The 14,282-nt window shown below is 46.4% G+C and carries 13 protein-coding genes; 11 read left to right on the forward strand and 2 right to left on the reverse strand.

The features are described 5' to 3' along the window. Positions 1–33 precede the first annotated feature (33 nt). The 8 genes from DD586_RS14110 (at position 34) to DD586_RS14145 (ending at position 9,662) form a co-directional block, all read left to right on the forward strand. Positions 34–1,098: an alpha/beta hydrolase gene (locus DD586_RS14110; protein ID WP_012885505.1), complete on the forward strand. Its 1,065-nt coding sequence runs from the start codon at positions 34–36 to the stop codon at positions 1,096–1,098. Positions 1,099–1,403: 305 nt separating this feature from the next. Beyond that, complete coding sequence (locus tag DD586_RS14115) at positions 1,404–2,255, forward strand: aldo/keto reductase (protein WP_012885506.1); 852 nt, start codon at positions 1,404–1,406, stop codon at positions 2,253–2,255. A gap of 26 nt (positions 2,256–2,281) precedes the next feature. Further along, positions 2,282–3,271 carry an aldo/keto reductase gene (locus DD586_RS14120; RefSeq protein ID WP_012885507.1) on the forward strand — a complete coding sequence of 330 codons (990 nt, stop codon included), beginning with the start codon at positions 2,282–2,284 and terminating at the stop codon, positions 3,269–3,271. A 69-nt stretch (positions 3,272–3,340) separates the two neighbouring features. Beyond that, entirely contained in the window at positions 3,341–4,387 is a 1,047-nt protein-coding gene (locus DD586_RS14125) for an NAD(P)-dependent alcohol dehydrogenase (protein WP_407635427.1), read from the forward strand. Between the two features lie 261 nt (positions 4,388–4,648). Further along, complete coding sequence (locus DD586_RS14130) at positions 4,649–4,903, forward strand: YdgH/BhsA/McbA family protein (RefSeq protein ID WP_012885509.1); 255 nt, start codon at positions 4,649–4,651, stop codon at positions 4,901–4,903. 84 nt (positions 4,904–4,987) lie between these two features. Then, a complete protein-coding gene (locus DD586_RS14135; protein ID WP_012885510.1) occupies positions 4,988–5,329 on the forward strand; it encodes a helix-turn-helix domain-containing protein in 342 nt (113 codons plus the stop codon). 28 nt (positions 5,330–5,357) lie between these two features. Continuing rightward, positions 5,358–6,527, forward strand: coding sequence for an efflux RND transporter periplasmic adaptor subunit (locus tag DD586_RS14140; RefSeq protein ID WP_012885511.1), 1,170 nt, complete (start codon positions 5,358–5,360; stop codon positions 6,525–6,527). Between the two features lie 6 nt (positions 6,528–6,533). Continuing rightward, positions 6,534–9,662 (forward strand): efflux RND transporter permease subunit, encoded by a 3,129-nt coding sequence (locus tag DD586_RS14145; protein ID WP_012885512.1) that lies wholly within the window; start codon positions 6,534–6,536, stop codon positions 9,660–9,662. 42 nt (positions 9,663–9,704) lie between these two features. On the opposite strand, the gene DD586_RS14150 is transcribed toward DD586_RS14145, so the two are convergent. Continuing rightward, positions 9,705–10,598: a LysR family transcriptional regulator gene (locus tag DD586_RS14150; protein ID WP_012885513.1), complete on the reverse strand. Its 894-nt coding sequence runs from the start codon at positions 10,596–10,598 to the stop codon at positions 9,705–9,707. Between the two features lie 146 nt (positions 10,599–10,744). On the opposite strand from DD586_RS14150, the gene DD586_RS14155 reads away from it, so the two are divergent. The 3 genes from DD586_RS14155 to DD586_RS14165 are packed head-to-tail and all read left to right on the forward strand — an operon-like array spanning position 10,745 to position 12,634. After that, positions 10,745–11,515, forward strand: coding sequence for an SDR family oxidoreductase (locus DD586_RS14155; protein ID WP_012885514.1), 771 nt, complete (start codon positions 10,745–10,747; stop codon positions 11,513–11,515). Positions 11,516–11,561: 46 nt separating this feature from the next. Beyond that, positions 11,562–12,203: a carboxymuconolactone decarboxylase family protein gene (locus tag DD586_RS14160; RefSeq protein WP_012885515.1), complete on the forward strand. Its 642-nt coding sequence runs from the start codon at positions 11,562–11,564 to the stop codon at positions 12,201–12,203. A 23-nt stretch (positions 12,204–12,226) separates the two neighbouring features. Then, positions 12,227–12,634, forward strand: coding sequence for a cupin domain-containing protein (locus DD586_RS14165; protein ID WP_012885516.1), 408 nt, complete (start codon positions 12,227–12,229; stop codon positions 12,632–12,634). 391 nt (positions 12,635–13,025) lie between these two features. On the opposite strand, the gene DD586_RS14170 is transcribed toward DD586_RS14165, so the two are convergent. Next, on the reverse strand, positions 13,026–13,856 hold the full coding sequence (locus tag DD586_RS14170) for an SDR family oxidoreductase (RefSeq protein ID WP_012885517.1): 831 nt from the start codon (positions 13,854–13,856) through the stop codon (positions 13,026–13,028). Positions 13,857–14,282: the final 426 nt, after the last annotated feature.

A 14,282-nucleotide genomic window follows, 5' to 3' on the forward strand; every position in this document is an offset into this window, starting at 1 on the left:
GATTGAACCACGAACATAACCGAGGGCATAGTCTTGGAAACATTTTTAAAAACGCTGTTCATTTGCCTGATGGCGAGTTCTCAGGTGGTTCAGCTCGCCAATGCAGAGTCATTAGTCATTCAGGAACAGGGAAGCTTTTCCGCTGGTGGCACCATCATCACTGCGCCAGGAAAATTTGACGCAACTGAGCCTCTGAATTCCGCGGGCCAAACTTATCATGGCGATCACGCATCGGTGTTCTACCAAATCCCTGACAATCCCCACAAATACCCAATCATTATGCTGCATGGTGCAGGTCAATCCTCACGAACCTGGGAAAGTACGCCGGATGGCCGTGAGGGATTCCAGAACATTTTCCTGCGTCGCGGTTTCTCAACCTATCTCGTCGATCAACCACGTCGTGGAAATGCAGGGCGTAGTACGGTAGAAAATACCATCACACCTAATCCCGATGAACAGATGTGGTTTAATCAGTTTAGGGTGGGCGTATGGCCCGATTATTTTAAAGGTGTTCAGTTCTCTCACAATAAAGAAGCTCTCAATCAGTATTTTCGGCAAATGACGCCGAACACAGGGCCGTTTGACATCAATGTGATAGCTAACGCCATGTCTGCGGTTGTCGATAAATCCGGCCCGGCGATTCTTTTTACGCATTCTCAGGGAGGCGGGCTGGGCTGGTACACAGCAATGAAAAACCACAAGGTAAAAGCCATTGTTGCCTTCGAACCGGGTAGCAGTTTTGTATTTCCGGAGAAAGAATTACCCGCACCAATGCCAAGCTCGTTCGGTACGCTAAAAGGTGAGTCTGTTCCACTGGAACAATTTAAGACCTTGACCAAAATTCCGATTCTGATCATTTATGGTGATAACATTCCTGATAAACCCGTTGCCATGCCAGCACAAGACAGCTGGCGAGTACGCCTGGAAATGGCCAGAAAATGGCGCGATGTGGTCAACAAATACGGTGGCGATGTTACTGTTATACACTTGCCAGAAATTGGGATCAGAGGTAACACTCACTTCCCCTTCGCTGATTTGAATAACATCCAGATAGCTGACCTGGTTAGTCAGTTCATTAAAGATAAAAAACTTCAGTGATTGGATACTGTCGTGTGAGCAGTCCGATATGGACTGCTCACACGAACAACGATTATGAATTTAAAGAGTTAATAGTGACAGATTGAGCGTCAGGCTACTCAGGAAATGTTTAGTATCACGTTTATATACCAAGCCATCATTTTACACTGCCTTACTTTATTAGCAGACCTTGGGGAAGTTTTTATAGGTCCAGGCAATGACATCATTAATGAACAAATATAATAAACCTTAGCTGATTACACTACCTAATCGGATAAATAACTTTGCGTTATGCTTTTTCTACACAACAGCTGAAGGAAAAAGTCATGCAAACAGTAAAACTGAACAATGGTATTGAGATGCCCCTGCTGGGCTTTGGTGTGTTTCAGATGTCTGATGCCGCTGAATGCGAAAGATCCGTTCTTGCTGCCATTGACACGGGATACCGCCTGATCGATACCGCTGCATCTTATCAGAATGAAGCCCAAGTAGGGAACGCACTGAAACAGACTGATATCGCTCGTAACGAGCTTTTTGTAACAACGAAACTCTGGCTACAGGATACAAACTACGAAGGTGCTAAAGCACAGTTCGAACGCTCTCTAAATCGACTGCAACTGGACTACGTAGACCTGTACCTGATTCATCAGCCTTACGGTGATATTCATGGTGCCTGGGATGCCATGGAAGAACTCTTACAGGCTGGCAAAATTCGCGCCATTGGCGTGAGTAACTTCCATCCTGACAGATTGGCTGATCTTATCGCCTACAAAAAAGTTACGCCTGCGGTAAACCAGATTGAAGTAAACCCGTTCAACCAGCAGTTACATGCCGTTCCGTGGATGCAAAGCCGTGGCATACAGCCAGAGGCCTGGGCACCATTCGCAGAAGGTAAAAATGGTCTGTTCCAGCACCCTGTTTTAACCGCACTTGGTCAGAAGTACGGCAAAAGCGTTGGCCAGGTGGTTCTTCGGTGGATCTTCCAGCGAGGCATCGTTTCGCTAGCGAAAACAGTACGAAAAGAACGAATGGAAGAGAACATCAACATTCTCGATTTTGAACTCAGTTCCGAAGATATGCTACGCATTGCAGCCCTTGATACCGCAACCAGCGCATTCTTTTCTCACCGCGATCCAGCAATGGTGGAATGGCTGACTGGCCGCAAACTTGATGTTTAAGCCGCGATAAAAGAGGTATTCATTTAATGGAAAAACGATATCTGGGTAAATCAGGCCTTGAAGTGTCAGCGCTTGGGCTCGGTTGTATGGGACTCAGCTACGCCTACGGCCCGGCAACAGATCTCCGTCAGGCTATTGAACTCATTCGCGCCGCGTTTGAACGTGGCGTTACGTTCTTCGATACTGCTGAAGTGTATGGCCCTTATCTCAATGAAGAAGTTGTGGGTGAAGCATTAAAGCCCTTTCGTGATCACGTGGTCATAGCCACTAAATTTGGTTTTACTTTTGGCGATGACAACAAACAGCAGATTTTAAACAGTCGCCCGGAGCATATCCGTGAAGCTGTTGAAGGGTCATTACGGCGTCTTAAGACGGATGTCATTGACCTACTTTATCAACACCGTGTCGATCCGGATATCCCTATTGAAGATGTCGCGGGAACGGTGAAAGACCTTATCACCGAAGGCAAAGTAAAACATTTCGGCCTTTCAGAAGCTGGCGTTCAGACTATTCGTCGTGCACACGCAGTACAGCCGGTCACCGCGCTGCAGAGCGAATATTCTCTGTGGTGGCGCGACCCTGAACAAGAGATCCTGCCGCTGCTGGAAGAGCTTGGTATAGGTTTTGTCCCCTTCAGCCCCTTGGGTAAAGGATTCCTGACAGGGGCCATAACATCAATAACCACCTTTGCAGAGGATGATTTCCGCCGTAAAGTGCCTCGTTTCGCGGCTGAAGCGCTGGAAGCCAATGAGCAACTCATTACTCTTTTAAGTGTTATTGCCGTAGAAAAAGGCGTCAGCCCGGCACAAATTGCGCTTGCATGGCTGCTCGCGCAAAAGCCCTGGATAGTCCCTATTCCCGGCACAACGAAACGTCATCGTTTAGAAGAAAACATGGCCTCTGCAGATATATCGCTCTCTCAGGAAGAGTTGCTGAGAATAACAGTAGCCCTTGATACAGTCAGAATTGTCGGTGATCGTTATCCGGCCTCATTGCAAGCACGTGTGGGCCGTTGAATCTATTTTATAAGAAAACAAGCAAATTAATTTTCGCTGATTTTCTGCTCTATAAAAAGGTTAAATATGATTAAGACAGTCAAAGCCATGGGTACGGATGCGGCAACAAATTCTCTTAGAGAATTCAGTATTAAGCGCCGTGGCCTATTACATGATGATGTGGAAATAGAAATTCTTTACTGCGGTATTTGCCATTCTGATTTACATCAAATAAGAAATGACTTTGGCGGTACGCATTTTCCAGTGATTCCGGGGCACGAAATCGTCGGCCGCGTAATTGCTGTGGGTGAGAATGTAACAAAATTCAAACCTGGTGATTTTGCCGCAGTGGGCTGTATTGTCGATTCATGTGGTGAATGCCCTGCCTGTCGTCATGATCTGGAACAGTTCTGTGAGTCCGGTACGACACTGTCGTTTAATACACCAGACAAGCATCTGGGGGGCATGACCTACGGTGGATTCTCACAAACCTACGTTTGCCGGGAAAGTTATACTCTTAAAATGCCTGAGAATTTAGATCTCGCAGCCGCTGCGCCACTACTTTGCGCTGGTATTACTGTCTATTCTCCGCTCAAACACTGGCATGCTGGTGCAGGTAAAGTTGTGGGGATCCTGGGGATTGGTGGACTTGGGCATGTTGCGATTAAAATAGCTAAAGCCATGGGCTCTCATGTCGTTGTTTTTACAACATCAAAGGCTAAAGTTGCAGATGCACATCGTTTAGGGGCTCACGAAGCAGTACTCTCCTCCGATGCTGACAAAATGGCAAAATTTGCCGGTAAACTGGATCTTATTTTAGACACAGTTTCTGCAAAACATGACGTCAATGAGTACCTGAAACTATTAAAAATTGATGGTTCCATTGTACTTGTCGGATTGCCTCCGGAGCCCATTGAAATTTCGCCATTTAACGTTGTTAAAGGGCGCCGAAGTTTCTCAGGTTCAAATATTGGCGGCATTGCTGAAACACAGGAGATGCTTGATTTCTGCGCAAAAAACAATATTACTGCTGATATCGAACTGATTGACGCCAGCCAGATAAATGATGCGTTCAATAGGCTGGAAAAAGGCGATGTAAAATATCGTTTTGTCGTGGATATCAAGACGTTGAAATAATGTTATGCAGCCTTAGGGCTGCATGTTTCTCACCATAGCTACTTGGGCATACCAACACCACACTTATTAAATCACGATAATAATAAACGCACTTTTAGTGATGGTTATCACTAAATGATGTGCAACTCCCTTTTTAAACGTCTCATTCATGTTTTTTATTCATAAGCACTTGCAGCCAGACTATCTTAATGAACCACACTTTCCCCGTTATCATGTATTCGTTCCGTTATATTGTTGAAAATTTAACTTACGAGGTTATCTATGAAAAGCATCGGTTTTACACTCTCTATTCTGTTATCTCTGTTTAGCATTGACAGTGCATTTTCCGCACAAGTTGTCCCCAATGATATAGGTAAAGAAAAAGTTGGTGTTGTTTCCGCAAGTGATGCCGCGACTCTTGATGAATTGGTTACAAAACTCTCATCACAGGCAGATAAACAGGGTGCTTCCTCTTTTAAAATCCTTTCCGTAACAGGCAATAACAAAATGCATGGTGTAGCAGAAGTTTATAAATAATCATTCAAAGGATTTTTTGTGCACAACTTACTTAATGTGATCATTTAATCCTCTTACCGTTTTGTTGACATAGTGAGACCGATGATGATTAAACTCGAGGAACTGATTACTGAAATTATCCAATGGATAGATGACAATATCCACCAGCAATTAAGCATTGATGATGTTGCTGCACGTTCTGGATACTCCAAATGGCATCTTCAGCGTGTTTTCTTTCAGAAAAATGGTAAAAACATTGCGGCGTATATTAGGGATAAAAAGCTGGCTCTGGCGGCATACGACCTCGTCGAAAGCAAGGACAGAGTTCTGGATATCGGTTTCCGGTACGGTTTTGATTCCCAGCAGTCCTTCACCCGATCATTCTCAAAAAAATACAGTATTCCACCTCAGAAATATCGTCGACTGTATACCGGAAAATATTTTTAAAGTGGATTGATAATAAGAGTCAAATATTATGAAAAGTTCAGCGGCTTATTCGCCTCTGGCTGTGCTATGCCTTTTTGCAATGACGACAGGGTTGACAGGATGCGACAATAAGAATGTTTCTTCTGCCAGCAAAGATATTCATCCCAATGTTATCATTGAGACAGTAAAGGCAACTCCTGTCGCCCTGAACAGCGATCTTCCTGGACGCACTGTAGCATCCCGTATTGCGGAAATTCGCCCGCAGGTTTCAGGGATTATACTGTCCAAAGATTTTACTGAAGGAAGCGATGTTAAAGCAGGACAGGCGCTCTATCACATCGACCCGGCAACATTCAAGGCAGCGGTCGATAACGCCAATGCAGCAGTCAAGCAGGCAAACGCCCAGTCACAGCTCGCAAAAGCGACGCTCTCCCGTTATCACGCGCTGAGTCAACAGGATTATATCAGCCGCCAGGATCTTGATCAGGCTCAGGCAACAGCCCGTCAGTCTCGTGCGGCTATTGATTCAGCCAGCGCGGCACTTCGAACTGCCGAAATCGATCTGGCTCACAGCACGGTTACGTCACCGCTGGATGGTCGTATTGGACTGTCAAACGTGACGGAGGGAGCACTGGTACAGAACGGTCAAAGTGCTGCTCTGGCAACCGTGCAGCAGTTAGATCCAATCTACGTTGATATCACCCAGCCCAGTGAGGTATGGCTGCAGCTGCAAAGAGCATTGGCTAGCGGCCAGATTAAGCAGGAGAACGGCAAAGTACCCGTGCACGTGCTTATGCAGGACGGGAGTCAGTACCCACTGAGTGGAACGATGGCATTCTCTGATGTCACCGTCGACCAGACAACTGGATCGATTACCTTGCGCGCGATTATTCCCAACCCGCAGCATCAACTTTTACCCGGTATGTTTGTTCGCGCACGCATTGAAGAAGGCGTTGTGCCGGAGGCACTGCTGGTTGCCCAGCAGGCTGTAACCCGCACACCGCGTGGCGAAGCCACAACGCTCGTTGTGGATAAAGAAAACCGGGTACATTCACGCACTGTCACTGTTATGGGGACATTTGGTGATCGCTGGCGGGTTACTGAGGGCCTTCAGATTGGTGAACGCATTATTGTCTCAGGTAGCCAGCGCGCTAAACCAGGAGAAATTGTGATCCCTCATGAGCGCACCACTCTCTCCGGTTCGTCTTCACAGGAATAATTATTGATGTCTAAATTTTTTATTGACCGCCCTATTTTTGCCTGGGTATTAGCCATTATTGTGATGATAGCAGGGGGGATTGCAATTCTGGGGTTACCCGTAGAGCAATACCCAAATGTCGCACCTACGGCGGTACAGATCCGCGTGAACTATCCTGGCGCTGATGCTACAACGCTGCAAAACAGCGTCACTCAAGTGATTGAACAGAACATGACGGGGCTGAATGGCCTGATGTACATGTCCTCAACCAGTGATTCATCCGGGACGCTGCAACTGACCCTCTCCTTTAAAAATGGGACCAATCCCGATATCGCGCAGGTTCAGGTGCAGAATAAATTGCAGGTTGCCACCCCTCTGCTACCTCAGGAAGTACAGCAGCAGGGAATTACTGTGATGAAGTCCTCCAGTACGTTCTTCCTGGTCCCCGGCTTTGTTGACGAAAGTGGACGAATGAGCATGGAAGATATCGCTGACTTCGTGGCGTCGACTATTAAAGATCCGATCAGCCGGATTGACGGCGTTGGCGACACGACGTTGTTTGGTTCTCAGTATGCTATGCGCATCTGGCTTGATCCCAACAAACTCAACAACTATCAGTTGACCCCCGTTGATGTCAGCAATGCGCTTAAGGTACAAAACGCACAGATCGCTGCTGGTCAGTTGGGCGGTGCGCCTGCGATAAAAGGCCAGCAGTTAAACGCCTCAATCATTGCACAAACCCGTCTTACGTCGCCCGAAGAGTTTGGTGATATTTTGTTGAAGGTCAACAGCGATGGCTCACAGGTTAAATTGCATGATGTGGCGCGGATTGAACGCGGCGGCGAGAACTATCAGTTTGTAGTAAAAATCAACGGTAAAGCCGCTTCCGCACTGGGCATCCAGCTTGCCAGCGGAGCTAATGCCATGGATACAGCAAAGGCTATTCGCGCCAAACTGTCAGAACTGGAACCATATTATCCGCAGGGGTTAAAGGTGGTTTACCCCTATGACACCACACCATTTATCAGTATATCGATTAACGAAGTCGTGAAGACGCTGTTTGAGGCGATAGTTCTCGTCTTCCTGGTAATGTATCTGTTCCTGCAAAGCCTCCGCGCAACGCTCATCCCGACTATCGCAGTACCGGTCGTTTTATTGGGTACATTTGGCACACTGAGTGCGTTAGGTTACTCCATCAACACTCTGACAATGTTCGGAATGGTGCTCGCCATCGGTTTGCTGGTCGATGATGCGATTGTGGTCGTGGAAAACGTTGAACGCGTCATGGCGGAGGAAGGGCTTAAGCCCCGAGCCGCAACGCGAAAATCGATGGATCAGATCCAGGGCGCATTAGTAGGGATAGCGCTGGTGCTATCAGCGGTATTTATTCCGATGGCCTTTTTTGGCGGTAGTACGGGCGTTATTTATCGGCAGTTCTCCATTACCATTGTTTCAGCCATGGTGTTATCAGTGCTTGTTGCACTCACCCTGACGCCTGCGCTCTGTGCCACCCTTCTTAAACCTGTTAAACCGGGTGAACATGCCAAAAATCGTGGGCTGTTTGGCTGGTTTAACCGTCGCTTTGATGCCAGCAGCTCCCATTACGCACGTGCCGTTGCAAGTATGCTGAACGGAACCGGACGCTACTTAATCATTTACGGCGTGATTGTACTCGGCATGGCATTACTCTTTGCACGTCTACCGACCGCATTCCTGCCATCAGAAGATCAGGGCGTCCTGGCTACCCAGGCCGTTCTACCTGCTGGTGCCACGCAGGAGCGATCTCAGCAAATTCTGGATCAGATCAACGACTGGTATCTTAACGATGAGAAGAAAAACGTGGCCAATGTGTTGACCGTTAACGGCTTTGGTTTTGCCGGTCGCGGGCAAAATATTGGTATTGCGTTTATCGGCCTGAAAGACTGGGCTGAACGTAATGGCGCTGAAAACAGCGTTGACGCCATCGCAGCCCGCGCCAACCAAGCTTTTTCAAAGCTGATTGATGCACAGATAGCGGCGTTCAACCTGCCACCCATTATTGCACTTGGTAATGCCACAGGCTTTGACTTTGAGCTGGTTGATCAGGCCGGTTTAGGTCACGAAAAACTGCTGGAAGCCCGTAATACATTGTTGCAAATGGCTCAAAAGCATCCTGATGTGCTGATGGCCGTTCGACCGAACGGTATGGAAGATACGCCGCAGTATAAGATCAATATCGATCAGCAGAAGGCCTCGGCATTAGGGGTATCTTTAGATGATATCAACACAACACTGAGCACAGCATGGGCGGGAAGCTATGTGAATGACTTTATGGACCGTGGCAGAGTCAAAAAAGTCTATGTAATGAGCGATGCTGCATGGCGCATGATGCCTGACGATCTCAATAACTGGTATGTCCGCGCCGGGAATGGCAAGATGGTGCCTTTCGCAAGCTTCGCTGATGCGCAGTGGATTTTCGGGTCGCCGCGACTTGAGCGCTTCAATGGACTGTCATCGCTTGAAATTCTTGGTCAACCCGCGCCAGGTCGAAGTTCAGGTGAGGCGATGGCCTTGATGGAACAACTGGCCTCTCAGTTACCAAAGGGAATCGGTTATGATTGGACAGGAATGTCTTACCAGGAACGACTTAGCGGCCAGCAAGCTCCGGCTCTCTATGCCCTGTCTTTGATTGTTGTTTTCTTGTGTCTGGCTGCGCTGTATGAAAGCTGGTCAATTCCTTTCGCGGTGATGCTGGTTGTCCCTCTGGGCGTCGTTGGCGCACTTCTCGCAACTACGATACGTGGGCTAAATAATGACGTCTATTTCGTTGTAGGCCTGCTGACGACAATCGGCCTGTCAGCGAAGAATGCTATCCTGATCGTTGAATTTGCCAACGACATGATGGTGAAAGAAGGCAAAGGGTTAATTGAAGCGACGCTTGAAGCAGCACATATGCGCCTGCGTCCGATTCTGATGACTTCACTGGCTTTTATTCTGGGTGTACTACCATTGGCCCTGAGCAGAGGAGCGGGCTCGGGGGCGCAAAATGCTGTGGGTACTGGCGTCATCGGTGGGATGATCGCCGCTACACTGCTGGCTATCTATTTTGTACCCGTTTTCTTTGTTGTCGTCCGGCGCCGTTTTAACGGAAAACGTGTTAGAGAATATGATGAGTAATTAACTTTGTCGCCGGAGCAGTCATGCTCCGGCGCTTTTACTTTAGGCAGAATAACGTAAAGCATCTATCAGCAGTGCAAACGCAGGTGGATGTTGTTTTCTGCTTGGATAGTATAGGTAATAGCCCGGGAATAACGGACTCCATTCGTGCAATACCTCGATCAACGTCCCCGATTCAAGCTGTGACTGAACGGTATCTTCCGGAACAAAGGACAGCCCAAATCCTGACTCTGCGGCATCAATACGTTCAGATAAGTGATTAAAGGTCAATTGCCCATCAACTTTTACCTGTAACGGTTTGCCATCTTTTTCAAATTCCCAATGATATAACCCCCCCATCGTGGGGAGTCGCATATTAATGCAACGGTGGTGTTGAAGGTCGTGTGGAGTATCGGGAACGCCATAACGAGCAAAATAATCGGGAGAGCCAACGACAACAAGTCGCAGGTCTGGCCCAATACGAACCGCTACCATGTCCTTATCCAGACTTTCTCCCAACCGGACGCCCGCATCAAAGCGGCCTTCTACAATATCTATAAAGCCATTATCGACGACTAATTCAACATTAATTTCAGAATATTCGCGCAGGAAAGGCTTGAGCTTCGGCCATACCAGGCTTTTTGCCGCATGCTCTCCCGCCGAAATACGGATATTCCCTGCCGCAATACCGTTAAGCTGCACCAGTTGTTCCAGTTCCTGTTCCAGCTCTGCCAGGCGAGGCTCCAGACAAGTGATAATTCGTTCCCCCGCCTCAGTCGGTGCCACACTGCGGGTAGTACGGGTTAAAAGACGTATATTCAATCTGCTCTCCAGCGCCTTCATGGCATGACTCAGCGCTGACTGAGATATACCAAGTTTAGCTGCCGCCCGGGTAAAGCTTCGCTCCCTGGCCACAGCCAGAAAAAGCTGGAGTTCATTGAAGTTTTCTTTAAGCACGTCTCTTTCCCTCAGTAGATTGGACTATTAATTTAATCATGAGACAGTTTCATAGACACAATCATTCTACCCCCGTAACTCTTATTAATCACGGTTGATACACTTAACCCCAGATAATTTTTATTCGATTAAGTGAGAGTTCTATTATGAAAATATTGATCGTGGGTGCTACCGGCAGCATAGGTCGCCACGTTGTTGCAAGATCCTTAAAAATGGGGCATGAGCTAAAGGCACTTTTACGAAATCCACAGAAAAGCAAATTACTGCCACAAGGTGTTGAGATTGTTCACGGGGATGTTTCCATGCCAGAAACACTGGCGGGAATATGTGATGATATTGATGCTGTCATTTTCACGCTGGGATCTGATGGCCAGGGCCGTATTGGCGCAAGGGCCATTGATTATGGTGGCGTGCGTAATATTCTTCAAACCCTCAAGCAACGTTCTGTAAGGATAGTATTAATGACAGCTATCGGGGTCACTGACAGAGACGGAGCCTATAATCGCAGGACGGAGGCGCATGACTGGAAACGACGCGCAGAGCGTCTCGTTCGTGCCAGCGGTCATCCCTATACGATTGTCAGACCCGGGTGGTTTGACTATAACAAATCAGGTCAACAAAAAATTGTCATGCTACAGGGTGACAAACGTCACTCGGGGACACCTGCTGATGGTGTCATTGCCCGCCAACAAATTGCCCGGGTATTGGTTAGTGCATTAACGGATGACGAGGCTACAAATAAGACGCTGGAATTAGTAGCAGAATATGGAGATGAACAGCAGGATCTTACTCCTCTATTTTCTGCATTGCGTCAGGATTCTGTTATGCACAATGACGGCATACTGGATATCGATAATATGCACCTCTCTTCTGAGCCTCTATGCGTTATTGATGATCTAACCATGATTGCCAACTGACATAAATCAGAAATAGAAACTAACCAGTACAGCCGGAGGATTTTAAATGCAAACACAGCTCGATGAGAAACAACAAACTATAATCCCTGTTGCCGCATATGCTGCTATCGGCGAAGTAGATAAGTTAAATTCAGTTCTACATAAGGCTTTGAATGCCGGGATAACCATAAATGAGCTTAAAGAAATACTGGTACATATTTATGCTTATTGTGGTTTTCCCAGAAGTCTGAATGCTATTTCTACACTGATGACTGTTCTGGAAAACCGCCATCTCCAGGGGATTAGGGATGAAGCTGGCAGAGAACCCTCTCCAGTACTACAAGGCTGGAATAGTCTGATAGGCGGTACAGAAAATCAGACTCAACTTGTTGGAAAACCAGTAACCGGGGCAATATTTGAGTTTGCACCTGCTATCGATCAGTTTCTTAAATCTCATCTTTTCGGAGACATGTTCCAGCGTGACGTGCTGGATTGGTCAACCAGAGAACTGGTAACAATATCAGCGCTGGCTGCTATGTCCGGCGTAAGTAGTCAACTAAGAAGCCATTATGTGATCAGTCTGAATAGTGGACTGACTATTCAGCAACTTCATCATTTTGTAGACATACTGGAAACAGAATGTGGGGATATTTCGGCAGATTGTGCACGGGAAATACTGACACAACTTTCGGATATCGATAATAATTAGTGATAATAAAGCGTGGAGTTATTATGAACGATAAATTTGATGGCAATGGTGTTTTTCCTAAAGGTCCCAAAAATGAAGCCTATGCGCAATACTTCCAGGGCACTAGTTATCTTAATATGCTATCCATAGAAGGCGTCAAAATCGGTAATGTAGTATTTGAACCTGGCTGTCGTAATAACTGGCATATTCATCATCAAGGTGGGCAAATTTTACTAGTTACTGGCGGTCGGGGCTGGTATCAGGAATGGAACAAACCGGCACGCTTGCTTAACTCAGGGGATGTAGTGAATATACCTGCAGGAACAAAACATTGGCATGGCGCGGCAAAAGATAGTTGGTTTTCTCATATCGCAGTAGAAGTACCTGCTGAAGGAGCCTCTACTGAATGGCTTGAACTGGTCGATGATACACATTATAATACACTTCTGTAATTAATTTATCAATATGTAATATGTTCAGAAAAACCATCTCCTCCGGAGATGGTTTGGCATGTATAAAAACATTACCCCGACTCACCTCATGTCATAACTAATAAAAAATAAGTCAAAAAATATGTTCAATAGCGTTTTTAAAAATACGTAACCAAACAATATATTTAATATCATAAGCGCATCACAGGATGATAAGTCAGCCAATGGCAATGATTGCAAAAAATTAGGAGGTAATAGATATTAGTATTTAGTGCTAAAGCAGTCTTGATATAAAGTTTAACTAAATTCAGGATAAATTTGAAGTGATAGAGATGCAGGGAAATCAATGACAGGGTCAGATGGATGCGATATTAATACTATTAATATCGCATCGCTGAGTAGTCAGGAGAGATTATTGAGGACGTAATTCACCATATTTATAAGATGCTGTTGCGCCGCCATCAATCAGTAAATCGCTCCCGGTGACGTAAGTTCCGTTTGGACCAAAAAGAAATTCAGCTAGTGCACCTATTTCATCCGGCGTACCTCCACGGCCTGCAGGAGATTTATCCAGCATATTTCTATAGAATGCCCCACGCTCTACGCTGTTAAGTTCGTCATAAGCAAGCGGGGTAAAGATGATACCCGCGCTAATGCAGTTAATTCGCGCACCGCGCTTACCCCATTTAACAGCTTCTGACATCACTCGAAGCGCATTACACCGTTTGGAAATCTGGTAACCATAAAGGCTGTCTTCAATTTCTTTTACCAGAGGCATTTCGAGAAGCTCCTCTGGCGACAATGTTGCCAAAGCATCAGCCTGAGCCTGCGTCAAAGCATCAACGGCTAAGCGATGACTCGACTGCGAGCCAATAACAACACAGGATCCACCTTCCGCAATAACCTTGCCAAATTCTTCAAACAGCACGGCGCTACCGTATAAATCTACGCGAATTAGATCCTGAGCCTTTGCCTGAGACGGCGATAGTCCTGCTGTGTGGATAACTCCTTTCACCTCTCCCAGGTTACACGCCGTATTTACGAGTGCCTGTATCGACTGACGTGAACGAACATCTACACTTGTAGTACTGACATCAAAACCAGCACGAGAGAGAGTTTTTTCGGCCTCTTCGGCATTTTCAGCTTTGATATCAGCAAGGAGAATATGTTTTCCGACGCTGACGCGTCGCGCTATAGCCTGTGCAATAGAACCGCTTCCAATGACAACGATTACGTCTTTCATTTTTATCCTCTCTATATACAAGTTGTTGCCTTATTTGAGTGAATGACAGCAGATAATCGGCCACCTCGCTTTTCGGCAATTTATTAAGAATAGTGGTTAGAAAGGTCCGGTTTAAGCTAGCGCGGAAGCTTGCCCTTATGAGCTTTACTCATGAATCGTGGTAAATCAGTTGAAACAGGCTTGATAACGCTACGTTTTGGTAACACAGTCGTTGATGCGCAACAAACACAACATTTCATAGTCAGTTAGTAACTGAGAATGAATCCAAAAGCTTTATTTCGTGTGGTATAAAAGGGTTAGCAAAGTCATGATGAGTTGCTTTGTCATAGCCTTCCGGAATAATAATTTTGCCTGTGAAAAACATAGAAATGCTTAGTAATTCTAAGATGCGATTTGCTGTGTTTTCAGAATAAATATCCTCCGGCA

Origin of the sequence: Dickeya parazeae Ech586, assembly GCF_000025065.1 — a bacterium.
In the GTDB taxonomy this organism is placed as follows: Bacteria; Pseudomonadota; Gammaproteobacteria; order Enterobacterales; family Enterobacteriaceae; genus Dickeya; species Dickeya zeae.